At 63.6% G+C, this 24,198-nt stretch carries 15 protein-coding genes and 2 pseudogenes; 10 read left to right on the top strand and 7 right to left on the bottom strand.

Annotation, left to right across the window (positions count from 1 at the left end; all coding sequences use genetic code 11):
- Positions 1–50: 50 nt before the first annotated feature.
- Both BMZ46_RS29890 and BMZ46_RS29885 read right to left on the bottom strand, forming a co-directional pair.
- A complete protein-coding gene (locus tag BMZ46_RS29890) occupies positions 51–806 on the bottom strand; it encodes a methyl-accepting chemotaxis protein (protein ID WP_371262551.1) in 756 nt (251 codons plus the stop codon).
- Positions 807–908: 102 nt separating this feature from the next.
- Positions 909–1,055, bottom strand: a pseudogene (locus BMZ46_RS29885) (HAMP domain-containing protein); the annotation flags it as partial.
- 1,457 nt (positions 1,056–2,512) lie between these two features.
- Between BMZ46_RS29885 and BMZ46_RS23105 the strand changes: the two are divergent.
- The 3 genes and pseudogenes from BMZ46_RS23105 to BMZ46_RS29875 all read left to right on the top strand — a co-directional run bounded on the left by BMZ46_RS23105 (position 2,513) and on the right by BMZ46_RS29875 (position 5,720).
- Positions 2,513–3,829, top strand: coding sequence for a Na+/H+ antiporter family protein (locus BMZ46_RS23105; RefSeq protein WP_039770253.1), 1,317 nt, complete (start codon positions 2,513–2,515; stop codon positions 3,827–3,829).
- A gap of 208 nt (positions 3,830–4,037) precedes the next feature.
- Positions 4,038–4,814, top strand: a pseudogene (locus BMZ46_RS29880) (cache domain-containing protein); the annotation flags it as partial.
- An 84-nt stretch (positions 4,815–4,898) separates the two neighbouring features.
- Positions 4,899–5,720, top strand: coding sequence for a methyl-accepting chemotaxis protein (locus BMZ46_RS29875; RefSeq protein ID WP_371855536.1), 822 nt, complete (start codon positions 4,899–4,901; stop codon positions 5,718–5,720).
- Between the two features lie 210 nt (positions 5,721–5,930).
- On the opposite strand, the gene BMZ46_RS23095 is transcribed toward BMZ46_RS29875, so the two are convergent.
- On the bottom strand, positions 5,931–6,866 hold the full coding sequence (locus tag BMZ46_RS23095; RefSeq protein WP_074689147.1) for a LysR family transcriptional regulator: 936 nt from the start codon (positions 6,864–6,866) through the stop codon (positions 5,931–5,933).
- A gap of 111 nt (positions 6,867–6,977) precedes the next feature.
- Here BMZ46_RS23095 and BMZ46_RS23090 point away from each other — a divergent pair, with 111 nt between their 5' ends.
- The 3 genes from BMZ46_RS23090 to BMZ46_RS23080 all read left to right on the top strand — a co-directional run bounded on the left by BMZ46_RS23090 (position 6,978) and on the right by BMZ46_RS23080 (position 8,562).
- Positions 6,978–7,466 (top strand): DMT family transporter, encoded by a 489-nt coding sequence (locus BMZ46_RS23090; RefSeq protein WP_039770247.1) that lies wholly within the window; start codon positions 6,978–6,980, stop codon positions 7,464–7,466.
- Positions 7,467–7,925 (top strand): DMT family transporter, encoded by a 459-nt coding sequence (locus tag BMZ46_RS23085; RefSeq protein ID WP_170844903.1) that lies wholly within the window; start codon positions 7,467–7,469, stop codon positions 7,923–7,925.
- A 469-nt stretch (positions 7,926–8,394) separates the two neighbouring features.
- A complete protein-coding gene (locus BMZ46_RS23080) occupies positions 8,395–8,562 on the top strand; it encodes a metallothionein (protein ID WP_074689145.1) in 168 nt (55 codons plus the stop codon).
- A 24-nt stretch (positions 8,563–8,586) separates the two neighbouring features.
- Here BMZ46_RS23080 and BMZ46_RS23075 read toward each other — a convergent pair whose 3' ends face one another.
- Positions 8,587–8,859, bottom strand: a complete 273-nt coding sequence (locus BMZ46_RS23075; protein WP_074689143.1) for a hypothetical protein — start codon at positions 8,857–8,859, stop codon at positions 8,587–8,589.
- Between the two features lie 38 nt (positions 8,860–8,897).
- The gene (locus BMZ46_RS23070) at positions 8,898–9,125 is read right to left on the bottom strand and encodes a DUF6555 family protein (RefSeq protein ID WP_011335095.1); all 228 of its coding nucleotides are present in this window, start codon (positions 9,123–9,125) and stop codon (positions 8,898–8,900) included.
- 136 nt (positions 9,126–9,261) lie between these two features.
- On the opposite strand from BMZ46_RS23070, the gene BMZ46_RS23065 reads away from it, so the two are divergent.
- From BMZ46_RS23065 to BMZ46_RS23055, 3 genes are all read left to right on the top strand, one after another.
- On the top strand, positions 9,262–10,050 hold the full coding sequence (locus BMZ46_RS23065; RefSeq protein WP_064380894.1) for an AraC family transcriptional regulator: 789 nt from the start codon (positions 9,262–9,264) through the stop codon (positions 10,048–10,050).
- 88 nt (positions 10,051–10,138) lie between these two features.
- Positions 10,139–10,312 (top strand): DUF1427 family protein, encoded by a 174-nt coding sequence (locus BMZ46_RS23060; RefSeq protein ID WP_074689141.1) that lies wholly within the window; start codon positions 10,139–10,141, stop codon positions 10,310–10,312.
- Between the two features lie 31 nt (positions 10,313–10,343).
- The gene (locus BMZ46_RS23055; RefSeq protein ID WP_074689139.1) at positions 10,344–11,300 is read left to right on the top strand and encodes a quinone oxidoreductase family protein; all 957 of its coding nucleotides are present in this window, start codon (positions 10,344–10,346) and stop codon (positions 11,298–11,300) included.
- A gap of 139 nt (positions 11,301–11,439) precedes the next feature.
- Here BMZ46_RS23055 and BMZ46_RS23050 read toward each other — a convergent pair whose 3' ends face one another.
- Together BMZ46_RS23050 and BMZ46_RS23045 are read right to left on the bottom strand one after the other, a co-directional pair.
- The gene (locus BMZ46_RS23050) at positions 11,440–11,817 is read right to left on the bottom strand and encodes a DUF6124 family protein (protein WP_039770242.1); all 378 of its coding nucleotides are present in this window, start codon (positions 11,815–11,817) and stop codon (positions 11,440–11,442) included.
- A 487-nt stretch (positions 11,818–12,304) separates the two neighbouring features.
- Positions 12,305–13,264, bottom strand: coding sequence for a nucleoside-specific channel-forming protein Tsx (locus tag BMZ46_RS23045; RefSeq protein ID WP_074689137.1), 960 nt, complete (start codon positions 13,262–13,264; stop codon positions 12,305–12,307).
- A gap of 409 nt (positions 13,265–13,673) precedes the next feature.
- Between BMZ46_RS23045 and BMZ46_RS23040 the strand changes: the two genes are divergently transcribed.
- Complete coding sequence (locus BMZ46_RS23040) at positions 13,674–24,197, top strand: autotransporter-associated beta strand repeat-containing protein (RefSeq protein ID WP_074689135.1); 10,524 nt, start codon at positions 13,674–13,676, stop codon at positions 24,195–24,197.
- Position 24,198 lies beyond the last annotated feature (1 nt).

Here is a 24,198-nt window from a genome sequence, read left to right as displayed (position 1 = left end):
GGGAGAGGGCTGGGGTGAGGGGGTAGCTCTTGATTTTCAGCAATCCCGCATCAGACGCGAAACTGATCCATCAAGCTCTGCTGCTGATTCGCCAGACTATTGAGCGACTGGCTCACCCGCGCCGATTCATTCGCCTGCCCCGACAGCGACTCCGTCACATCACGAATCGTCGCCACGTTGTTGTTGATCTCTTCAGCCACCGCGCTCTGTTCCTCGGCGGCGCTGGCGATCTGCAGGTTCATGTCGCTGATCACCGTCACCGCATCGCCGATCTGGCGCAGCGCCGTCACGGCCTGGCCGACCTGTTCGACGCTGCCCTGGGCCTGGCGATGGCTATTGCCCATCGAGCCGACCACATCCTGGGTTCCGGTCTGCAATTGCTCGATGACCTGGCGGGTTTCTTCCACCGACTCTTGAGTGCGGCGGGCGAGGTTGCGTACTTCATCGGCTACTACCGCAAAACCGCGTCCGGCTTCACCGGCGCGGGCGGCTTCGATGGCGGCGTTGAGGGCCAGCAGGTTGGTCTGTTCGGCGATGGCGCGGATGGTTTCCAGCACGGTACCGATCTTCTCGCTGTTGGCGGCCAGGCCTTCGACCTGCACCATCGCCGCGCTCATGTCGGCGGCGAGGGTGTCGATGCTGGCGGTGGTGCGGTCGATCACGGTCAGGCCCTGACGGGTGGCGCGGTCGGCATCCTTGGCCGCTTCGGCGGCTTGGGCGGCGCTGCGGGCCACGTCCTGGGCGGTGGCGCTCATTTCGTGGGACGCGGTGGCGACCTGATCGACCTGACGGTATTGCTGCTCCATGCCGGCGCTGGTCTGGGTCGCAATCGCCGAAGACTGGTCGGCGGTGTTGCGCGCGTCCTGCACCGAGCGTTTCACCTCGGCGATGATCGGTTGCAGCTTGTCGAGGAAACGGTTGAACCAGCCGGCCAACTGGCCGAGCTCGTCCTTCTTGTCGTAGGCCAGACGGCGGGTCAGATCGCCTTCGCCGCTGGCGATGTCTTCCAGCATGTGGGCCACGCCGAGGATCGGTTTGGTCACGCTGCGCGCCATCAGCCACACCAGCAACAGGCCGATCAGCGCGGCGAGCACGCCCAGGCTCAGTTCGATCAGGGTGCCTGAGGTGTTGCTGGCATCCAGTTGTTGCTTGAGTGCTTCGGCGCGGCTCACCAGCACTTTTTCCGGCACATCGAGCAGCACGCCCCACGACGGGCCGCCGGGAATCGGCTGGAACGGCGACAGCACTTTCAGTTGCGCGTTGCTGTGCAGGCTGCTGACGGTGTTGCTCGAGGCGAGCAGACGCAGCAGTTCGGCGCCGCTGGTGGTGTCCACGGCATCCAGGCGCTGGCTGAGTTTATTGGCGTCCGGGCTGTAACCGGCGAGCAGGCCGGCGGGGCTGACGATGCTCACGGCGGTCTGGCCGTCGTAGAGCTTTTTGCTGGCGCTCTGGCTGATCGCTTGCAGGCTGTTGAGGTTGATGTCCACCGACAGCGAGGCGATGACTTTGCCGTTGACCATCAGCGGGAACACGATGCTGGTCATCAGCACCTTTTGCCCGTCGATCACATAGAAATAGGGTTCGATCACGCATGGCTTGAGCGTGGTGCGCGGGCAGGTGAACCAGGCGTTGGCGGCCTGACCGCTGGGCCCGGTGCTGGTGTCGCTCATGTCGCTTTCCGGCAGGGCCATCGAGGTCACCTTGCCCGGGGTCGGCTGCGACCAGTACAGGGCGAAGCGGCCCTTGTCGTTGCTGCCTAATTCACCTTGTCCGGCAAATAGCTCGTCCTTGCCGTCCAGCGCGTTGGCTTCGAACACCAGCGACAGGCCGAGCAGATCCGGATTGGCCTGCAAGGCCGATTTCACCTGACGGGTCATGTCTTCGCGCAGGTCGAAGGCATCGAGGAAGCGCTTCTCGGCCTGCTCCCGCAGGAACAGCACCTGCCGCGAGAAACCGTGGCCATATTGATAGGCGTCCATGAACTGCTGGCGAATGCCGGCGGCCTGGACCTCGCCTTGGGATTCGATGCGGGCCTGGGCCGACTCGGTGAGCATTTCCATGCTCGAAGCTTTCACCAGTTCGGAACTGTGCTCCATGCGATACAGCGAAAGACCCACCAACAGGGTCACGATACCGGCCAGGCAGAGCCCGGCGAGCAGGGTGATTTTCCATTGGATGGAAAGTTGTCTGAGTGACATGGAAACGTCCTTATTCGATAAATATCTGAGACTTTGCACTGTAACGGCCGCGTTTCGGCTTTCTTTATGGCGTAAATGCAATAGGGCGAATTGACGCATGTTGTGGCGGATATGCCCTGTTCAGCGGATTGATCATGGAAAGTTACACAGTGTTGCGACCAGTCGCTTTGACACTGCGCCCGCGCTGCGGCACAGTGCGCGCCCTTCTAATAAGACCCTCTATGCAAATCCGCTGGCGACCCTCGTGGCTTGTCGGCCGGACTCATCCTGTCTGGCGGTGAATGGCTTTACCGTCGTGTTTTTGAGGTAGTGAAATGAATGCAGTGATTGCTGCGGTCGGCGTCATGCTGATCCTCAGCCTGTCCCGGGTGCATGTGGTGATCGCATTGATCGTCGGCGCGCTGGTTGGTGGCCTGACCGGTGGTCTGGGTATCGACGCCACGCTCAAGGCTTTCAACAGTGGCCTGGGCGGCGGGGCGACGGTGGCGTTGTCCTACGCGTTGCTCGGCGCTTTCGCCGTGGCGATTGCCAAGTCCGGCCTGGCCCATGCGCTGGCCGACAAGGCTCTGGCGATGGTCGACCGCCAGCATGCGACCGGTGGCGGCAGCGTCAAATGGCTGCTGATCGGCCTGCTGTGGGTGGTGGCGATCGCTTCGCAGAACATCCTGCCGATTCACATCGCGTTCATTCCGCTGCTGGTGCCGCCGCTTCTTTATGTACTGACCAAGCTGCAACTGGACCGCCGGTTGATCGCCTGCGTCATGACCTTCGGCCTGATCACGCCGTACATGTTCCTGCCGGTGGGCTTCGGCAACATTTTCCTTAATGAAATCCTGCTGGCCAACGTTGCCCGCAGTGGCGTTGACATCAGCGGGATCAACGTCACCCATGCCATGGGGATTCCGGCGCTGGGCATGCTGGCAGGGCTGGGTATCGCCTTTATCAGTTATCGCAAGAAGCGCGTCTACGACCTGGGAAAAATCGAGCAGGTCGAGCAGGTGGCGGTGCAGTACAACCCGCGCAGTCTGTTGATCGCCGGTGTCGCCATTGCCGCAGCCTTCATTATTCAGTTGCTGCTGGATTCGATGATTATCGGGGCGCTGGCCGGTTTCCTGATCTTTTCGGCGTCGGGCATCGTCAAATGGCGCGAGACGGATGACTTGTTCACCGAAGGCATGAAGATGATGGCGATGATCGGCTTCATCATGATCGCCGCTTCCGGATTCGCCGAAGTGATGAAGGCCACCGGCGAGGTGCAGACGCTGGTCGAGTCGTCGGCGTCGTGGATCAACCACAGCAAAGGCATCGGTGCCTTGCTGATGCTGCTGGTCGGGCTGCTGGTAACCATGGGCATCGGCTCTTCGTTTTCCACGGTGCCGATCCTCGCGGCGATTTTTGTGCCGCTGTGCGTGCAACTGGGCTTCAGCCCGATGGCGATTGTCTGCATCGTCGGCACGGCCGGTGCCTTGGGCGATGCCGGTTCTCCCGCGTCGGACTCGACGCTTGGTCCGACCTCCGGGCTGAACATCGACGGCCAGCATCACCACATCTGGGATACCGTGGTTCCGACCTTCCTGCATTACAACCTGCCGCTGCTGGCGTTTGGCTGGGTGGCTGCGATGGTCCTCTGACGTGATCGTTCCCATGCTCTGCGTGGGAACGCCTCTTGTGACGCTCTGCGTCACGCTTTGGGACGCGGAGCGTCCCGGGCTGCATTCCCACGCAGAGCGTGGGAACGATCGGCGTCGAGGTGTCGATCTCAAGCCGCAGCTCAACTTTTGGTTTCGCGTGCCGTTAAAGCCTTTAACCACGCCAATAAAACCAAAAGAGTGAGCCCCCATGCGCCTGAGTCTCAAGGCTAAAGTCCTGTCCCTTGCCGTCCTTCCGGTGCTGCTCTTTGCGCTGGTGATCAGCCTGACCACGCTGTTCATCCTTCAGGAACAGGCGCGCAATGAAGTCCAGCAGACCCGCGAACGCCTGCTCGGCGACGCCAAAGCCACGCTGGCCAGCTACGTCGCCGTGGCCATGACCACCATCAAACCGTTGTACGACGCCGCCGCCCCCGGTGACGCCGAGGCGCGGGCGCAGGTGATCAAGCTGCTGTCGAGCATCAAGTACGGAAAGGATGGCTACTTCTTCGGCTACGACTCCGAGACCGTGCGCCTGTTCAAGGCCAACGACCCCGAAGGCGTGGGCAAAAGCTTCAAGGACAACCGCGACCCGAACGGCGTCTACGTCAACCGCGACCTGGTGAAAGTGGCGAAGGACGGCTCCCACTACCTGCAATACAGCTCGCCGCTGCCGGGCAACGCGAAAGTGCTGGTGCCGAAACTCGGCTACACCGAATACCTGGCGAAGTGGGACATGGCGGTGGGTACGTCGGTCAACCTCGATGGCATCGAAGCGCAAGTGGCGGTGGTCGAGGCCAAGGTGCAGGAGCGCATGCAGGGCGTGGTGCTGAGTATCGTCGGCGTGGCGGTGGTGGTACTGCTGGTGATCGCGGCGGCGGGGATGCTGCTGGCCAACACCATTCTGCGACCGCTGACCCTGATGAAAGCCAACCTCGATGACATCGCGGCGGGCGAGGGTGACCTGACCCGGCGTCTGACCATCACCAGCCAGGACGAACTCGGTGAACTGGCGGGCTCGTTCAACCGTTTCGTCGACAAGATCCACGGCCTGGTGCGGCAGATCACCGAAATGACCTCGCAACTGACCGGGCTGGTGACGCAAGTGTCGGATCAGGCCCAGCGCTCCGATCAGGCCATGGAGCGTCAGCGTCACGAAACCGATCAGGTCGCCACGGCGATCAACGAAATGTCTGCGGCCGCGCAAGAAGTCGCCAAGAGCGCGCAGAACGCCGCCGTCGCCGCGCAGCAGACCGACGAAGAAGGCCAGACCGCCAAGCGCGTGGTGGCCGGCAGCATCAAGCAGATTCATGCGCTGGTGGACGATATCCGCAGCAGCGGCGTGTCCCTCGACAGCCTGCAACAGGACGTATCGTCGATTGTCGGCGTGCTCGGGGTCATCCGCTCGATCGCCGAACAGACCAACCTGCTGGCGCTCAACGCCGCGATCGAAGCAGCCCGGGCCGGCGAGGCCGGGCGCGGGTTTGCGGTGGTGGCGGACGAGGTGCGGGCGCTGGCTTCGCGCACGCAGATCAGCACTCAGGAAATTCAGGGGATGATTGATCGCTTGCAGGCGGGAACGCAGTCGGCGGTCGAGGCCATGCGTCGTTCCAGCGAGGCGGGTGACGGTACTTCGGCGCAGGCCAATCAGGCCGGGGCCTCGCTTGATGCCATGGCGGATCTGATTGCGACCATCAACTCGATGAACGCGCAGATCGCCAGTGCGGCGGAAGAGCAGACGGCGGTGGCCGAAGAGATCAACCGCAGCGTGCATCAGATTGCGGTGGCGGTGGATAACGTGGCGGATGAGACCCAGTTGGGGGCGCAGACTTCGCGGAGTCTGGCGGATCTGGGGCAGCGGCTTGGGAAGTTGGTGGGGCAGTTCCGTATCTGAACCCTGAAAGCCCCCTCACCCTAGCCCTCTCCCGGAGGGAGAGGGGACTGACCGCAGTGTCTTGCGTCATACATCGACCTGAAAAATCGTGTCGATTATGGATTCACAGCCGATCGCTCATGTCGGCGTATCTCTCGAATATCCCCCGTTCGGTTCCCTCTCCCTCCGGGAGAGGGCTAGGGTGAGGGCCGGCTTTTGACTTTGGCGAGTTCAGGGTCTGTCCCAGTAGGGAACCTCCCCAAAACACTCAACAAAGAAATCAATCACCGTCCGCACCTTCACCGACAACCGCCGGCTCCCCGGCCATAGCACCGAAATCTGCTGCGGCTCGACACTGTTCGAAACCTGATAATCCCCCAGCACCGGCACCAGCGTGCCCTCACGCACCGCCTCGCCGATCAGCCATGACGGAAACATCACCAGCCCCAGCCCTTGAACAGCGGCCTGGGTCAACGTGTCCGCGTGGTTGCCGGTGATCGGGCCCTTGACTGCATACGGCGTCCACTCGCTCTGATCCTGCCGGAAGAACCAGCGCTGCAGGCCGGTCGCGCCCTTGTAGGCCAGGCACTGGTGGCGGGCGAGGTCTTCGGGATGTTGTGGCGTGCCGAAGCGCTTGAGATACGCGGGACTGGCCGCGACCTGAAAGCGGTGCGGCGCGAGGATCCGCGCCTGCATGCTTGAGTCGTGTAGCGGGCCGATGCGGAACAGCAGGTCGGCGCCTTCCTGCAGTGGGTCGATGTAGTGGTCGGTCTGCTGGATGTCCAGTTGCAGCTTCGGATAGCGCTCGCACAAACGGCCCAGCCACGGCGTCAGGTGGCGCTGACCAAACACCACCGGGGCGTTGATCCGTACCAGGCCGGTCGGTTCGCTTTGCTGTTCCTGCAAGGCCTGTTCGGCTTCTTCCAGTTGCACCAGCACCAGCCGCGCGTGGTGGCCGAGCATGCGCCCGGCTTCGGTCGGCGTGACCGCGCGGGTGTGGCGGTAGAGCAGTTGCTGGTTCAGCGCCTGTTCCATCAACTGGATCTGCCGGGAAATCGAGGAGGGCGCCACGCCCTCGCGGCGGGCGACTTCGGAAAAACTGCCGTGGTCGAGCACCGCCACAAACAGCCTTAGCGCTTTGAATCCCAGTTCGTTGAGCCCGTGCATCGTGTGTCCTGCTGTGCGAGTTACGCAAAAGTGTTGTCCGGATGCTCCCATTTATCGCACAGCTGCGCCAGCCGATAATCCGCGCCATCGTTTCCTTCAGAGGTTTTTCAGATGCAGTCGTTTGATGAAGTGAGTGCCGCGCCGGCCCCGGTAGCGCGGCCAGGTTTGCGTTTGTTGCTGTTGCCGTTGGTGATTCTGGCTGGCATGGGGTTGTCGGTGGAGGCGGGGTTGCTGGGGCCGTTGGGTGAGCAGGTCGGGCATTTGTGGGCGACCTTGAGCATCTTCGGGGTGGGCTCGGCGATTCTGTTTTTGCTGTTGTTGTTTGCGGGGCCGCAGAAGGGGCCGGCGCTGACGGATCTGCCGCGCTGGCAGTTGATCGGCGGGTTTCTGGGGCCGATGTATGTGGTGGTGTTGACGCTGGCCACACCGCATATCGGGATTGCGATGACGATGATTGCGATTTTGTCGGGGCAGGTTGGCAAGAGTGTGCTGATTGACCATTTCGGGTGGTTTGGGGCTACGCGCAAGAAGGTCAATGCTGAGCGGTGGCTGGCGTTGGGGTTGATTGTGGCGGCTTTGGTTTTGATTGCGCGGGGGTGAATGATGAGTCTGGTTATTTTGTTGGCGGTGGTGGTGTTGGCGGGTGCGGTGTTGAGTGTGCAGGCGGCGATCAATGGGCGGTTGGGGGAGACCGTTGGGGTTCTGCGCAGCAGTTTGTTGACGTTTGTCGTCGGCGCTGTTTCTACGGGGTTGTTGATTTTGTTTTTTGAGCCTGCTCAGGCGGTGAGTTTGCTGGAGGTGCCGAAGTGGCAGTTGAGTGGGGCGCTGTTTGGGGTGGTTTATATGATGGTCATGGTTGGCGCAGTGCCGCGCGTTGGTGCGGCTGTGGCGACGGTGGCGGTGATTGTCGGGCAGTTGGGGATGGGGATGTTGATTGATAATTTTGGGTGGTTGGGGAATCCCGCTATTGAGTTGTCTTCTAGTCGAGTTTTGGCGATGGTTTGTCTCGGGTTGGCGCTGGTTTTCATGTATCGCAGTAGCGTGCGGCAGGCTGTTTGAACTTGGCGGCCTTTGGGCCGACCAGGTTCTCGGATTATTGAGTACATATCCGTTTCTTCGGGTGCGGCCGCTGGCGGTTTCGCTCTTACAGCGAGTCACTTTGGCAAACGCCCCAAAGTAACCAAAGGTCTGGGCCCCGGCGTTCGGCCCCTCGCTGGGGCTCGGGGTTCCTTCGTTACGGGATTCATCCGGGGGCATCGCCTCCGGTTTGCTTCGCTGCACCTCCTCTCGATGTGTTCGACTTCGTCGAACGGCGCTACGCGCCCACCCCCGGATAAATCCCTCCACTCAGCCTGCCGATGGGGCCGGCACGTCAAAAGCGGTACTCGAGCTAACGCTCATCGTTGTGACTGGTGACTGGTGACTGGTGAGTGGTGTGGGGTGGGAGGTTAGGTGGTTTTCACGTTCTAAACTGGTAGCACGGCTGTTCTTTCGGCCTCAGACAACCACCACCAGAGGAGTCTGTTTCATGGCAGATAGAAAATGCGATTGTCCGGGATGTCGTTGCACGATCAAGGAGGGTGAACATTCTTATGTGGCGCACGGGAAGCATTATTGCTGTGAGGCTTGTGCGCATCATCACAAGAGTGGTGAGGAATGTTCGGGCAAGGGGTGTCAGTGTGCGCATCCCAAGTAATCTCGGGTATTGAAAAGGTGGAGCCTAATCAGGCTCCACTTCCAGTTTCAGGCTGTCGTCGTCCAGGCGTTCGGTATGGCGGACGTTGCCGTGCAGGCGGCGGCCTCCGACGTTGACGACGATGGTCTTGGCCTTTTCAAGGTCTTCCGGCAAGGGGGGCGGGACGCGCAGGGCGAAGCGGTAGGGGTCGTTTTCGACGGGTTCCAGGCCAACCGGGCAGTCGACGCTTTTGGTGATGCGACCGAACAGGGTGTCCAGGCCGTAGTCCAGGTGCGCCGGGCTGTTGATGGTTGTCATGTGTAGCCCCCCGAAAGTGTCCCCGCCTGCGCGCAAGCTTAGCTTGCCGGTCGCCATGTGACGTTTTCCACGCCGAATTTTTCTGCCATCGGCTTGCTGGTCTTTTGCACTTTCTCCCGGCCGAAACGCGGGATGCGGCCGACCCCTGCGTCGCAGCTTGCCCAGTGCCACGCCTCGGTGTTGTCCATTTTGTCCGAGCGGATAATGAACGACTTTGGTGCGCCGTGAAGGGTGTAATCGATGACGTACAGTTTTGCGTTGTTCATAAAGCCCATCTTCCTCCCTGTGGTAATAGAAGGATCGCTGGGCTGCGGGAAAATTCATTCGGATTGTCCGACGGTATCTATCAATGGCGAGGTCCCGGTCGGACTGGTTACCATGGCGCTTCGCCAACCCCGATGAATGTTCGCCATGGCCCTCGCTGCGCCCCCTGATCTGAGTGATACCGATGTGCCGGTGCAACCGCTGGCGCGCACGTATCCGCGTGGTTTGTTCATCGAGCCGCATGAGCATGTCTGGGGGCAGTTGCTGTACGCGATGAGCGGCGTAATGTGGGTCGAGACGCCCCACGAGGCGCTGGTGGTGCCGCCGCAGCGGGCGGTGTGGTTGCCGCCGGGGGTGCCGCACGGGATTCGGGTGGTGTCGGATTTGCAGATGCGCAATATCTACCTGCGCCCGGCGCTGGCGGCGACGCTGGATGAGACCGTGCAGGTGATTGAGGTCGGTGGTTTGCTACGCGAGTTGATCGTCGGACTGGTGGCGCAGGGCGACAGCGGCGATGCCGAGTACTACGAGGCACTGGTCGGGCTGGCGCTGCTGGAGCTGAAACGCGCAAGGCGTTCACAGCTGAAGATCCCGTTGCCGGACGATGCCGACCGGCGGCTGATGAGTCTGTGTCAGGCGGTGATGGCCGCGCCGTCGCTGGACATTCCTTTTGAACAACATGCCGAAAACGCCGGGGCCAGCGTGCGCACCCTGGCGCGGTTGTTCAAGGAAGGGTTGGGCATGGGCTTTGCCGAGTGGCGGCGGCAGGTGCAGTTGGCGACGGCGGTGGCGGAGTTGATCCAGGGCGTGCCGGTCAGCGCGATTGCCCGTGAGCTGGGTTATTCGCCGAGCAGTTTCAGCGACATGTTCCGCCGGGAGCTGGGTGTCGCCCCTTCGCAATTCGATGGCGGGCCGCTCGCCGACTGATTTGGCAGAAATTCAGAAGTCCTTGGCCGATGCCGGTCGCCGCCTTTCCCTAGACTTTGCCCATTCCTTTTTGTGGCGGAGTGATCCCATGAATTACCTGATTTCACTGGCCGTCGGTCTGGGTGTCGGCCTGCTTTATGGCGCGCTGGATGTCCGTTCTCCGGCGCCGCCGGCCATCGCGCTGGTGGGCCTGTTGGGCATGCTCGCGGGCGAACAGTTGTGGCCGATGGGCCGGCAACTGGTCAGTGGCTGGCTGTCCTGAATTCTGTCTTGTCCCTTCGGTGGAGATTTCCATGAAAGCATTGCAATTCGATAAAACCGGCGACCTGTCGTCCCTGCGCTTCGTCGAGGTGCCGACGCCGGTGCCGGGCACTGACGAGGTGCTGGTGCAGATCAAGGCCGCGGGCCTCAATCCCAGCGACGTGAAGAACGTGCTCGGGCGTTTCCCGTACACCACGCTGCCGCGTATTCCCGGTCGGGATTTTGCCGGTGTGGTGGTCGAAGGGCCGCAGGCGTTGATCGGCCAGGAGGTCTGGGGCACCGGGCGTGAGCTGGGCTTTTTCGCCGATGGCTCTCACGCGCAGTTCGTCAAATTGCCGGCCAATGGCGTGGCCCATAAGCCTTCGCATTTGAGTTTCACCCAGGCCGCCAGCCTTGGGGTGCCTTACACCACGGCGTGGGATGCGTTGGAGCGCAGCCTGGTCAGTGCCGAAACCCGTTTGCTGGTGATCGGCGGCGGGGCGGTGGCGACGGCGGCGCTGGCGCTGGCCAAAGTGCGCGGCGCGCAGTTGCTGGCGGCGGTGCGGCGGCCGGAGCAGGTCAAGGATTTGCAGGCGCAGGGTTATCAGACGATTCAGCTGGATAAACCCGAGGATCTGGGCGCGCAAGTCAACGCGGTGTATCGCGGCGGTGCCGACGTGATCTTCGACACCACCGGTTTCTGGCTGCCGGCCTCGGTGTCGGCATTGGCGACCTTCGGGCGGATCGCGATCATCGCCGCGCCAGTCGATGGGCATGTGCAACTGCCGGCGCTGGCGCTGTATCGCAAGGGCGGTTCGGTGGTCGGCATCAACTCGTTGCTGTATGGCGTTGAAGCCTGCGCGGCGATGCTGGAACAGTTCGGCCGGTTCTTCGACGAAGACCTGCTGCCACTGCCGCAAGGGCTGGTCGAAGCGCCGCTGGCCGACGGGCTGGCGCGGTATGCCGATGTGAATCAGGGCAGCGGTGACAAGGTCATCCTGATTCCCTGAGCGACACCAATGCATTAGATCGTTCCCACGCTCTGCGTGGGAATGCCTCAATGGACGCTCTGCGTCCGCTCTTTGGGACGCGGAGCGTCCCGGGCTGCATTCCCACGCAGAGCGTGGGAACGATCAGTCGATCAATCGATCAGGCTGCAGCGGACGCCTCAGTCTTCACTTCCAGATTATCCAGCACCCGATTCACCGCCAGCTCACCCAGCATGATCAGTTGCGCAATCCCCAACAGCACATGCCGCTGCGGGCCATCCACCAGCCCGGCGAAGTCATTGGCCATCACCTTGGCCGAGGTCAGAGTTTCGCAGGCGTCGGCCAGCAGTTCTTCGTTGTCGATGCCGGGGGCGATGAGGTAGCGGGTGTTGTGTTTGAGCAGGGGTTTTCGGGGGAGCAGTGGATTGAGATAGTGATCGAGGGCGCGTTCGGCGGCTTCGTGGAATTTCTTGGAGTCGAGGGTTTCGTAGGGCGAGGTGGGGTCGGTTTCGGGTGGATTGGGTGTGGGTTTGATCATGGTGAAGCTCCTATAAGAGTGGAGCCGCCCGGAGCTGTCGCTAAACAGGAAGGTGGCGGCTGTACGCAGGTTAGCGAACCGGTTATAGGCACCCGGCAGACCCGAGGGTCTCCCGCATACAGCCACCATAGCGGAGTTGCAGACGTTGAGCCTGCGACAAAGCATGGAGCGCTGATGCACCTATTTATGATTCGAGTCGCTAAACCCGATCGCTGTTTTTCAGCGACCGCCAAACAATAGAACCCGCCCCCAAGGCGCACAAGCCGGCGGATTCTGGCGGATGCGTAGGCAAAGGCGCAAGGTCGCGTGGCTTTGCGGACATAATCTTCAACACTCTTCAACACTGCGTTGATTTGTGCCCGAAACGACAAAACCCGCCGTCCCGATCGAACGGGGCGGCGGGTTTGTATACCTGATGCGCTGTATTGTTCTGTAGGCGTCAACGCGAGCAGTCTCGCCAGTATGTTCAGCCTTGAAAGGGGCGGGATCAGAACTGATAACCGACGCCGGCGTAGTAACCCCAGCCATTGGAACGCGCCCGGAAGTTGCCGTCGCCAAAATTCAGCTCGCTGCCATCCTCCCAGTTGCCGCCGTTGTGGAAATAACGGCCGACCAGGGTGAAGCGCAAGTGGGTGAACGAGTACAGCAACACGTTGGTCGCCACCGTGGCATTGGCGGTGCGCGCCGGATTGTCCTTGTGCAGGTCCGAGCCGAAATCGAAGTTGGTGAAGCCGATGTAGGTCAGCGAGGCACCGTTGCTGAATGTGTCGATCGGCACGATGTACTTGAGCTGCGCGCGGTAGCCGTCCCACGAATATTCGTTGCTGGCGCCGTAGTTTTCCCACTGGTAGCGCCCGTACAGGTTGGCCGACAGATTGACCCGCGAATGGGTGTCGATGTCGGTGCCGAAACCGCTGTACAGCGTGTTGGCGCGGTTCTCTTTGCGGCTGCCGTGATCGTAGATCCAGTCGAACGCCACGTACCATTCCTTGAACGGCCCGATGGCCAGGCTGCGCCCGGCGAGGTAGTCGATGGAGATGCGCGGCTCGTGCTCCATGAACACCGGCGAGCCGTGATCCCACACGCCTTTGTCGTGGCTGTTGCCGATGTTGAAGATCTTCGGAATGTCGATGTAGCCGTACAGCTCGAACGGGCCCTTGCGCCCGAAGTACTCGTATTCCAGGTAGATGTCATCGGCCGGTTGCGGGCCGAAGCTGATGTCCTTGCTGCCGATCAGCATCAGGTCCTGGTTGTACCAGTCCGACAGGTACGCACCTTTTTTTGGCGGGCTGGCTTCGGGGCTGAGGGCTTCACCCTGGGCGGATTCATCGGGCAAGACCGGTTGCGCCAGCGCGGTGTGGCTGAGAACTCCGGTAACGCCGGCCAGTAGCAGGGAAACAGCAAAAGTGCGCGCACCGCGAAGGCGGTGGCAGGAGGAAGCGTGCATTCAAAGTCCTTTTTGCGGATCAAGGCCCGGAATCACGGGCCTGTACGGTTTTGTAACGAAAATGCGGTCAACAGCGACTCGCAAACGTTTGCACAAGCCGTACCAGTTTCCCAAGCCGCTGAAAAATCGATTGATTCGCGGGTTAACCTGGCGACTCGATCAACGCCCCCTCAAAGCGCCTGCAATCGTCCTCAAGCCCTTGCTCAGAACGGCCGGAAGTATCGACGCAGGGCCTTATCGCACAAAAGTATTAACACTATTTAACCGGTGCTCCATCGCAGGGCATCAACTAGCGTGTGTCTGGAATGGGACGGTTTATCTGATGACCGTCATACGCTTGATACGCGTGTTGGATCTTGCCGCTGTTACACGCCTTCAAGGACGAAATCGGCCACGAAAGGAGTAGCCCGTGGAAGCAAGGTTTGGTGTCGCCCTCGTTTCGCGTTTTTCCCCACTGTCCCTTGCTGTGCATCTGAGTGTCGCCGGACTGCTGTTCGGTGGTGTCAGCGAGCAGGCGTTCGCCACCTGCTCGGCGGCGGGCTCCACGATTACCTGTTCGGGCGTTCCGAGCCTGCCGCTGTTTCTCAATGACTACAGCAGTGCGACCAGCGGCCTGACGGTCAACGTCAACTCGGGCGCGCAGATGAATGCGACGCTGGGCGGCAAGGTCATCAACCTGACCGGGGCCAATATCACCCTGAACAACTCCGGCACCGTCGACCCGGCCTTGCTGGGCCTGGTGTCGATCCTCAGTGGCGGTGCATTCATCGGCACCGGCGCGACCAGCACGGTCAGCGTGGTCAACAATGCCAGCGGGATCATGCGTGGCACGGGGATGTTGCTCGGCCTCAACCTGACCAGCATTGACGGCCTGGCTATCGGCGTGAACAACGCGGCGGCGGGTACCACCACCATCACCAACAACGGCACCATTACGTCCACCGGGCTGTCGGTCGGCGGCATCACCCTGGCCGATACCCCGGTGGTCGGGGTGTATGGCGGTTCGCAAGTCAACATGACCAACAGTGCCAGCGGCACGATCAACGGCCGGATTGCTTTCGAGACGTCGGCAGCAGGCAACACCTTCACCAACGCCGGTAACATCACCGGCGGTGTGTCGATGGGGGCGGGCAGCACCAACACCTTCTACGCGATCACCGGGTCCAGCGTTAACGTCGGTGACGGTGTGCAAGTGTCCGTCGGCCTCGGTGGCCTGGTCGGCATCAACCTGACCTTCGCCCCGACCGGCACCATCGATGGCGGCGCGGGGGGCACCAACACGCTGATCCTGCAAAACCCGATCGGCGTCGGTGGTGGCGTCACCGGGACCGGCACCGCGTCCAGCGCGACCTACGTCAACTTCAACAACCTGACCCTCAACAGCGGCACCTGGACCTTGCAGGGGCCGTTGGTCAGCGGGGCGACCACCCTCAATGGCGGTGTCGCGCAGTTCAACGACAACGCCGCGTTCGGCAGCGGTGTGCTGACGTCCAACGGCGGGATTCTTCAGGCCAGCAATGCCGGTTTGTCGCTGGCCAACCAGATCAGTCTGGGCGCCGGTGGCCTGACCCTGCAGGGCATCAACGGCACGACCCTCAACGGCGTGATTTCCGGTACTGGCGGCCTGACCAAGATCGGCAGCGGTCAGCTCAACCTCAACGGCATCAATACCTACACCGGCAACACCGTGCTCAACGGCGGGGTGGTGCTGGTGGGCAACAACCAGGCGTTCAGCACCGGCGGCATCACCGTTGACGGCGCTTCGAGCATCTCGGCAACGACGCCGATTTCGCTGGCCAACGCGATCACGCTCAACAGCACCCTGACCGCAACCGGCACCGGAGCGCTGACCCTGGGCGGGGTGATCAGCGGTACCAGCAACCTGACCAAGACCGGCAGCGGCAGCCTGACCCTCAACGGCATCAACACCTACACCGGGAACACCAGCCTCAGCGCCGGCACCTTGCGCGTCGGCGACAACAACGCGCTGGGCACCGGTGTCCTCAACACCAGCAACGGCACCAGCCTCGACAGCACCGGCAACGTGACCCTGGCCAATAACGTCGGCATCACCGGTGCGTTAAACGTGCTCGGCAGCAATGCCCTGACCCTGGCCGGCATCGTCTCCGGCACCGGCGCGATCACCAAAAGCGGCAGCGCCAGCCTGACCCTGACCGGCAACAACACCAACAGCGGCACCACCGCGCTCAATGGCGGCAGCTTGCTCGTCGGCAGCAACACCGCCCTCGGCACGGGCGCGTTGAACGCAGCGGCCGGCACTACGCTGGATGCGACCACCGCCGTGACCCTGGCCAACGCGGTGGCGCTGGCGGCGGATCTGACCATCGGCGGTACTCAGGCGCTGGGCTTGAGCGGGGTCATCAGCGGCGCCGGCAATCTGATCAAGAACGGCACCGCAAACCTGACCCTCAGCGGCAACAACACCTTCTCCGGCGGCACGGCACTGAATGCCGGGACGCTGATCGTCGGCTCCAACACCGCGCTGGGCACCGGCGCGCTGACCACGGCGGCGGGCACCACCCTCGATGCCAGCACCACTGTGGCACTGAGCAACGCCGTCGCCCTCGGCGGCAACCTGAACATTGGCGGCAGCGCCAACCTGACCCTCGGCGGCGTGGTCAGCGGCAGCGGCGGGCTGACCAAGAACGGCGCGGCGAACCTGATTCTCAACGGCACCAATACGTTCCTCGGTGCTATTGCGTTGAACGCAGGCACCATTACGGCGGGCGCCAACGCTGCGCTCGGCAGTGGCAATATCACTGTCGGCGGCGCGGCGACTCTCGACAGCAATACCGCGGTGACGCTGAACAACAACGTCATTCTCAACAACAATCTGGGGATCGGCGGCAGCAATGCACTGACCCTTGGCGGGGTGATCAGCGGCGCCAGTCAATTGATCAAGAACGGCACGGCCAACCTGACCCTCAACGGCGCCAACACCTTCACCGGCGGCACCGCGCTCAACGCCGGCAGCCTGACCGTCGGCAACGGCGCGGCGCTCGGCACCGGCACGCTGTCCGTGGGCGGGGCGGGCGGCACGCTCAACAGCAGCGCCAACGTGACGCTGAACAACGCCATCGCGCTGAACGCCAACCTCACCACCGGCGGCGCCAACCCGCTGACTCTGGGCGGTGTGATCAGCGGCGGCAGCAACCTGATCAAGACCGGTGCTTCGACCCTGACCCTGACCGGCAACAACACCTACACCGGCGCTACGTCGCTGAACGCCGGGACCCTGGTCGTCGGCTCCAACACTGCCCTCGGCACTGGCGTACTCAACGCCGCCAACGGCACCACGCTGGATGCCAGCACGGCGGCGAGCCTGGCCAACAACGTCAACCTTGGCGGCAACGTGACCATTGGCGGCAGTAACGCGCTGACCCTCGCGGGCGTGGTCTCAGGTGTCGGTGGCCTGATCAAGAGCGGCCCGGCCGACCTGGTCCTCAACGGCGCCAACACCTACTTCGGCAACACCGCGCTGAACGTCGGCAAACTGATCGTCGGCAGCAACACCGCGCTGGGCAGCGGTGCACTGAACGCAGCGGCCGGCACCACGCTGGACACCAACACCGCCGTCACTCTGGGCAATCAGGTCAACCTGGCCGGTGCGATGAACATCGGTGGCAGCGCCGATCTGACCCTCACCGGAACCGTCGCTGGCGCCGGCAGCCTGGTGAAAAACGGCGGGGCCAATCTGAATCTCAATGGCACCAACACCTACGCCGGCGGCACCACACTGAATGCTGGCACCCTGACCGTTGGCAACAGCTCGGCGCTCGGCACCGGCGCCTTGACGGTGGGCGGTGCGGCAACCCTCGACAGCAGTTCGCCGCTGGTCAGCCTGGCCAACGCGGTCGTGCTGAATGCGGCATTGAGCGTCGGCGGCACGCAGAACCTGACCCTCGGCGGCGTGCTCAGCGGCACCGGCCAACTGGTGAAGGACGGGGCGGCCAACCTGACCGTCAACGGCACCAACACCTTCAGCGGCGGCACCACCCTCAACGCCGGCACCCTGACCCTCGGCGCGCCCGGCGCATTGGGCAGCGGCACGCTCACCGTCGGTGGCGCCGCGACGCTGGACAACAGCAGCGCTTTCACCCTCGGCAACAACATCACCCTCGATGCCGGGTTGACGGTGGCCGGCAACAACGGCCTGACCCTCAGCGGCGTGATCGACGGCGCCGGCAGCCTGACCAAAACCGGTCTGGACGACCTGGCCCTCAGCGGCACCAACACCTTCACCGGCGCGCTGAACATTGCCGCCGGCAGCGTCACCACCCTGAGCAGCGGGGCGCTGGGCAACACCTCCGGCGCCAACATCAGCGCCGGCGCCAGCCTCAACCTCGGCAGCAACGCCAGCCTCGACGGCCTGAGCGGCAGCGGCAGCGTGCAGATCGGTGGCGGCAATACCCTCACCGTGGGCGGGGTGAGCAGCACCAGCACCTTCGACGGTGACCTCAGCGGCAACGGCGGTCTGACCAAGGTTGGCACCGGCACCCTGAACCTGACCGGGATCAACGGCATCGTCGGCAACACCGCCGTCAACGGCGGCACCCTGAACCTCAGCGGTTCGCTGGCCAGTGCCCAGGTCAACGTCAATACCGGCGGCACCCTCACCGGTAACGGTTCGGCACTCGGCGCGATGACCATCAACAGCGGCGGTCACCTGGCCCTGTCGTCGGGTAATACACTTTCGGCCGGATCGTTGACGCTCGCGGCCGGCAGCAATGTCGATGCGGCGCTGGGGGCACCTTCGACCACGTCGCTGATGAACGTCGGCGGCAACCTCACCCTCGACGGTAATCTCAACGTCACCGATGCCGGTGGTTTCGGCGTCGGTGTGTATCGTCTGTTCAACTACACCGGTGCCCTGACCAATCTGGGCCTGGACGTTGCCAGTGTGCCGGTCGGTTATGGGCTGGGCGATCTGGTGGTGCAGATCGGGGTCGCCAATCAGATCAACATTCAGGTCTCGGCGCCGAATTCGGACATTCGTTACTGGGACGGCAGCCAGACCATCGCCAACGGCACTGTCGATGGCGGCAGCGGTACCTGGAACGGCGCCGGCACCAACTGGACCGACGCCAATGGTCTGGTCAATCAGACCTGGGCCGGCGACTTCGCGGTCTTCCAGGGCACGGCCGGCACGGTATCGGTCAACGGCACGCAACTGTTCACCGGCATGCAGTTCCTCACCGATGGCTACAACGTGGTCAACGGCACCTCGGGACTGCTGACCGCCGTCAACGGTGCCGGCGGCACCACGGCGATGCGCGTTGATCCGGGCGTGACCGCCACAGTCGGCGTGAACATCAACGGCAGCGGCATTCTCAATAAACTCGACAGCGGCACCCTGGTGCTCAATGGCGCCAACAGCTACACCGGCGGCACGCAACTCGATGGCGGCAAAATCGTGGTCGGCAGCAACACCGCGCTGGGCAGCGGTGCGTTGATCGCCAATGCCGGCACGCAACTGGACAGCAACACCGCCGTGACCCTGGCCAATGCGGCCACGCTCAACGGTAACCTCACGATCGTTGGCAGCAATGCGCTGACCCTCAACGGTGTGATCAACGGCACCGGCGGGCTGATCAAGAACGGCTCGGCCAACCTGACCCTTGGCGGCAACAACGCCTTCCTCGGCCCGGTGGCATTGAACGCGGGCGGACTGGTTCTGGCGTCGAACAGCGCGCTGGGTTCGGCCACTCTGAACGCGGCGAACGGCACTACTCTGGATGCCGGCAGTGCTGTCACGGCGGGTAACGCGATCAACCTGGCGGGCAACCTCGGCATCGTCGGCAGCAACGATCTGACACTCAGCGGTGCGATCAACGGCGCCGGCAGCCTGACCAAGAACGGCGCGGCCAACCTGATCCTGAGCGGGGCCAACAACTTCCTCGGCGGCGTCACCCTCAACGCCGGCACCCTGACCGCCGGCAGCAACGGCGCCCTCGGTCTGGGCAACCTGACGGTGGCCGGTGTTTCGGCGCTGGACAGCAACACCTCGGTGTCGCTGGGCAACAACGTGGTGCTCAACGCCAACCTGACCAACACCGGCAACAGCGACGTGGCCCTCAGCGGCGTGGTCAGCGGCACTGGCGGTTTGATCAAGAACGGCGCCTCCAACCTGACCCTCAACGGCATCAACACCTACAGCGGCGGCACCACCCTGAACGCCGGCACCGTGACCCTCGGCACCGCGTCGGGCCTGGGTTCCGGCGCGGTGACCGTGGCAGGCGCGTCGACCCTCGACACCACGGCGCCGCTGGTGCTGGCCAACAACCTCAACGTCAATGCCAACCTGAGCGTGGCCGGCAACAACAACCTGACGCTCGGCGGCGTGATCGCCGGGGCGGGCACCCTGACCAAGAACGGTCTGGCCGACCTGACGCTGTCCGGTAACAACACCTTCAGCGGCACCTTCGACGTGCAATCCGGCAGCCTGACCACCCTGGGCAACTCGGCACTGGGCAGCAACGCCGGGGTTAATCTCGGCGCTGCGGCGACCCTCAACCTTGGCGGCTCCGGCAGCCTCGCCAGCCTGACCGGCAGCGGCACTGCACTGATCGGCGGCGGCAACACGCTGAGCATCGGCGGCAACAACGCCAGCAGCATTTTCGGCGGTGTGCTCACCGGCACCGGCGAGTTGAGCAAACTCGGCACCGGCACGCTGACCCTGACCGGCCTCAACAGCCTGACCGGCAACACCACGGTCAACGCCGGCACCTTGAATGTCAGCGGCTCGCTGGACAGCGCCAGTGTGCTGGTCAACAGCGGCGGCACCCTGACCGGCGGCGGCTCGCTCGGCGGGGCCGTGACCGTGGCGGATGGCGGTCATCTGGCCGGCGCCACCGGCAGCACCCTGTCGGTGAATTCGCTGGTGTTCAACGCCAACTCCAACTTCGACGTCGGCCTCGGCACACCGGTCTCCGGTGGCGGCAACGCGCTGGTCAACGTCGGCGGCAACCTGACCCTGGACGGCACGCTCAACGTCAGCGACATCGGCGGTTTCGGCAGCGGCGTGTACCGGTTGATCAACTACACCGGCGGCCTGACCGACAACGGCATGCTGATCGGCACCGTGCCGGGCAGCGTCACCCCGGGCGACCTGACCCTGCAAACCGCACTGGCCAACCAGATCAACCTTTTGGTCACCGCACCCGGCGTCACCGTGCAGTTCTGGGACGGCAACCAACTGGTCGCCAACGGAGCGGTGGATGGCGGCAGTGGCACCTGGGGCACCGGCACCACCAACTGGACCGACGTCAACGGCACCACCAATCAGGCCTGGACCAACAACTTCGCGGTGTTCCAAGGCACGGCGGGCACTGTCACCGTCAACGGCGCGCAAACCATCACTGGCATGCAATTCGTCACCGATGGCTACAGCCTGCAGAACGGCACGGCCGGGTCGCTGAATCTGGTCAACGGTTCGCTGGGCAATGCGACTGTGCGGGTCGATCCGAACGTCACCGCGACCGTGGGCGTGGCGCTCAATGGCGCCGGCACACTGGGCAAATACGACACCGGCACCCTGGTGCTCAACGCCGCCAACGGCTACACCGGTGGCACCGCGCTCAATGGCGGCAAGATTGTGGTCGGCAACAACGCGGCCCTCGGCACCGGCGTGTTGACCGCCGCCAATGGCACGGCGCTGGACAGCAATACGGCGGTCAGCCTGGCCAACGCCGTGGTGCTCAATGGCGGACTCACCGTCGCCGGCTCCAACGCGTTGACCCTCGGCGGTGTGGTCAGCGGCAACGGCAGTCTGATCAAGACCGGCGCCTCAAGTCTGACTCTCAACGGCAGCAACACTTACAGCGGTGGTACTCAGCTGTCCGGCGGTTCGCTGATCCTGGGCAACAACAGCGCGATCAGCAGCGGCGCCCTCAGCGTGCTGGGCAATGGCACCCTCGACAGCACCTCTGCGCTGCAACTGGCCAACGCCATCAACCTGGGTGCGGAACTGACCCTGGCCGGCAACCAGAACACCACCCTGATCGGTGCGATCACCGGCAGCGGCAGCCTGGTGAAAAACGGCAGTGGCGACCTCGTCCTTAGCGGCGCCAACACTTACAACGGCGGCACGACGCTGAACGGCGGCAGCACCCGTGGCGACACCAGCAGCCTGCAAGGCGCCATCGCCAACAACGCGACGCTGACCTTCGAGCAGAACAGCGACGGCAGCTACACCGGCAACCTGACGGGCGCCGGCACACTCAACAAAACCGGCACTGGCGCCTTGCTGCTGACCGGCAACAACACCTTCACCGGCAACACCGCGGTGCAGGCCGGTGCGCTGAACGTCAACGGTGTGCTCAACAGTGCCAACGTCAACGTTGCGAGCGGGGCGAAAATCGGCGGCAGCGGCGTGTTCGCCGGCGCCGTGCAATTGGCCAACGGTGCGACGCTGACCGGCGGCGGCACTGCAACGCCGTTGTCGGTCGGTTCGCTGGCGTTGTCTTCGGGCACCAACCTGGACTTCACCCTCGGCTCGGCCGCCAGTTCCACAACCGTGGTCAACGTCGCCGGCAACCTGACCCTCGACGGCACGCTGAACATCAGCAATGCCGGCGGCTTCGGCACCGGGGTCTATCAACTGTTCAGCTACGGCGGCAGCCTGACCGACAACGGTCTGGTCTACGGCAGCCTGCCGGTGTCGGCGGCCAACCTGACCCTGCAGACCGCGCTGGCCAATCAGGTCAACCTGCTGGTGCAGAACACACCGGGTGAAGTGCAGTTCTGGAACGGCGGCACCACCAATCCGGACGGCAGCATCGGTGGCGGCAGCGGCGTGTGGGGGCCGGGCACCAACTGGACCGATCCGAGCGGTACCCAGGCGTTGGCGTCGAACGGTCAGTTCGCCGTGTTCGGCGGGCAGAGCGGCACAGTCACGGTGCAAGGCAACCAGAACTTCACCGGGTTGCAGTTCCTCTCCAGCGGTTACAGCCTGGTTCCAGGCGTTGGCGGTACGCTGACCCCGGTCAACGGCCCGGGCGGCAGCCTCGCGCCGGTGCGGGTGAATGCCGGTGGCAGTGCGGAAATCTCCGCACCGCTGGTGGGCAGTGGCGGCATCGAGAAGCTCGATTCCGGCATCCTGGTCCTCAGCGGCGCCAACACCTACAGCGGCGGGACCACGGTCAGCGGCGGTACGCTGATCGGTAATACCACCAGCCTGCAGGGCAACATCCTCAACAACGCATTGCTGGTGTTCCAGCAGAACGCCAACGGCCAGTTCAACGGTCGCCTCAGCGGTGTCGGCGCCTTGGCCAAACGCGGTGCCGCGCGCTTGCTGCTGACCGGTGATCAGCCCTTCAGCGGCACCGTGGCGGTGGATCAGGGCGTGCTGCAAGTCGGCAGCCGTGCGGCGCGAGCGTCCCTCGCCGGGCAGGTCACCGTGGCCAATGGCGCGGGCCTGAGCGGTAATGGCAGCGTCGGTTCGGTGGTCAACCATGGCGTGGTGGCTTCCGGTGGCGAGGACGGCACCTTGAGTGTCGCCGGCAACCTGACCAACGCCGCTGACGGTGTGTTGGCCCTGACCGTCAGCTCGCCGACGGCTACTCCGCTGGCCGTCGGTGGTACCGCGACCTTGAGCGGCGGTCTGCAGGTCAACAGCCTGGCACCGTTCACCGGCAACACCGTGTACTCGCTGATCACCGCCGGTGGCGGAGTGACCGGCACCTTCAGCGCCGCCGATCTGCCGCAATATGCGTTCCTCGACACGGCGCTGGTGTATGACCCGAACGCGGTGAACCTGGTGGTCAGCCGCAACGGCAACTCGTTCGTCGACGTCGCCGCCACCCGCAACCAGCGCAACACCGCTTCGGCGTTGATGCGTAACGGCGCGGCGGGCAGCGCGTTGCAGGCCGAAATCATCAACCTCAGCGTGGCGGGCGCACGTAACGCCTTCGACAGCCTGTCGGGGGAAATCCATGCCAGCACCGCCAGCGCGATCCTCGAGGATTCGCGCTACGTGCGGGACGCGGTCAACGACCGTATGCGCCAGCCGTCGTGCAGCGCGCCGGACGATCCACGCCGCGCCCTGGCCCCGAGCGACAACCAACTGAGCAGCAACGGCTGCCACGGCGAAATGGTCGGTTGGGCCCGTGCACTCGGCGCCTGGGGCGAGTCGGACGGCAACAGCAACAGTGCGAAGCTGGATCGCAACCTGAGCGGCTTCATGCTCGGCACCGACAAGCAGCTCGACGACCAATGGCGCGTCGGCATGGCCGCCGGCTACACCCGCAGCGATCTGGACGCCCATGATCGTCGCTCGGATGCCACGGTCGAGAGCTACCACCTGGCGGCGTACCTCAACTCGCAATTCGATGCCCTGGCGGTGCGCCTCGGTGCGGCGTACAGCTGGCACGACATCGAGACCAAACGCGACGTCAGCGTCGGTGCCTACAACGACCGATTGAAGGCCAATTACGACGCGCGCAGCGCCCAGGTGTTCGGTGAAGTCGGCTATGCCATCGAAGCGGCCGGGATTGCCCTGGAACCGTTCGCCGGCCTGGCGTACGTCAACTACGACAGCGACAAGGCCAAGGAGAAGGGCGGAGTAGGGCGTCTGCGCGCCGAGTCCGATCAGGACATCACCTTCTCGACTCTGGGCGTGCGCGCCGGCAAGGTCATCACCCTGGCCAACGGCGGGCAATTCACCCCGCGCGCGGCGCTCGGCTGGCGGCATGCCTTCGGCGACACCAAGCCCGACGCCGACCTGACCTTCATCGACGGCGGCGCCTCGTTCAACACCCAGGGCGTGCCGATTGCCAAGGACAGCGCGGTGGTCGAAGCGGGCGTGGACTTCCAGATCAGCCCGACCGGCAAACTCGGTATTGGTTACTCGGGGCAGCTGTCGAACGAGAGCAACGACCATGCGATGACCATCAGCTTCAGCCTCGGATTCTGAT

This window comes from Pseudomonas sp. NFIX49 (assembly GCF_900115915.1).
Taxonomy (GTDB): Bacteria; Pseudomonadota; Gammaproteobacteria; order Pseudomonadales; family Pseudomonadaceae; genus Aquipseudomonas; species Aquipseudomonas pharyngis.
Note: the sequence above shows the minus strand (reverse complement) of the source record. Positions and strands in the feature narration are given on the sequence as shown.

What these genes read in the sequence shown, in the direction of transcription:
- BMZ46_RS29890 (WP_371262551.1), bottom strand. Translation starts at nt 806, where the DNA reads ATGGAGCAGCAATACCGTCAGGTCGATCAGGTCGCCACCGCGTCCCAC.
- BMZ46_RS23105 (WP_039770253.1), top strand. Translation starts at nt 2,513, where the DNA reads ATGAATGCAGTGATTGCTGCGGTCGGCGTCATGCTGATCCTCAGCCTG.
- BMZ46_RS29875 (WP_371855536.1), top strand. Translation starts at nt 4,899, where the DNA reads ATGACCTCGCAACTGACCGGGCTGGTGACGCAAGTGTCGGATCAGGCC.
- BMZ46_RS23095 (WP_074689147.1), bottom strand. Translation starts at nt 6,866, where the DNA reads ATGCACGGGCTCAACGAACTGGGATTCAAAGCGCTAAGGCTGTTTGTG.
- BMZ46_RS23090 (WP_039770247.1), top strand. Translation starts at nt 6,978, where the DNA reads ATGCAGTCGTTTGATGAAGTGAGTGCCGCGCCGGCCCCGGTAGCGCGG.
- BMZ46_RS23085 (WP_170844903.1), top strand. Translation starts at nt 7,467, where the DNA reads ATGATGAGTCTGGTTATTTTGTTGGCGGTGGTGGTGTTGGCGGGTGCG.
- BMZ46_RS23080 (WP_074689145.1), top strand. Translation starts at nt 8,395, where the DNA reads ATGGCAGATAGAAAATGCGATTGTCCGGGATGTCGTTGCACGATCAAG.
- BMZ46_RS23075 (WP_074689143.1), bottom strand. Translation starts at nt 8,859, where the DNA reads ATGACAACCATCAACAGCCCGGCGCACCTGGACTACGGCCTGGACACC.
- BMZ46_RS23070 (WP_011335095.1), bottom strand. Translation starts at nt 9,125, where the DNA reads ATGAACAACGCAAAACTGTACGTCATCGATTACACCCTTCACGGCGCA.
- BMZ46_RS23065 (WP_064380894.1), top strand. Translation starts at nt 9,262, where the DNA reads ATGTTCGCCATGGCCCTCGCTGCGCCCCCTGATCTGAGTGATACCGAT.
- BMZ46_RS23060 (WP_074689141.1), top strand. Translation starts at nt 10,139, where the DNA reads ATGAATTACCTGATTTCACTGGCCGTCGGTCTGGGTGTCGGCCTGCTT.
- BMZ46_RS23055 (WP_074689139.1), top strand. Translation starts at nt 10,344, where the DNA reads ATGAAAGCATTGCAATTCGATAAAACCGGCGACCTGTCGTCCCTGCGC.
- BMZ46_RS23050 (WP_039770242.1), bottom strand. Translation starts at nt 11,817, where the DNA reads ATGATCAAACCCACACCCAATCCACCCGAAACCGACCCCACCTCGCCC.
- BMZ46_RS23045 (WP_074689137.1), bottom strand. Translation starts at nt 13,264, where the DNA reads ATGCACGCTTCCTCCTGCCACCGCCTTCGCGGTGCGCGCACTTTTGCT.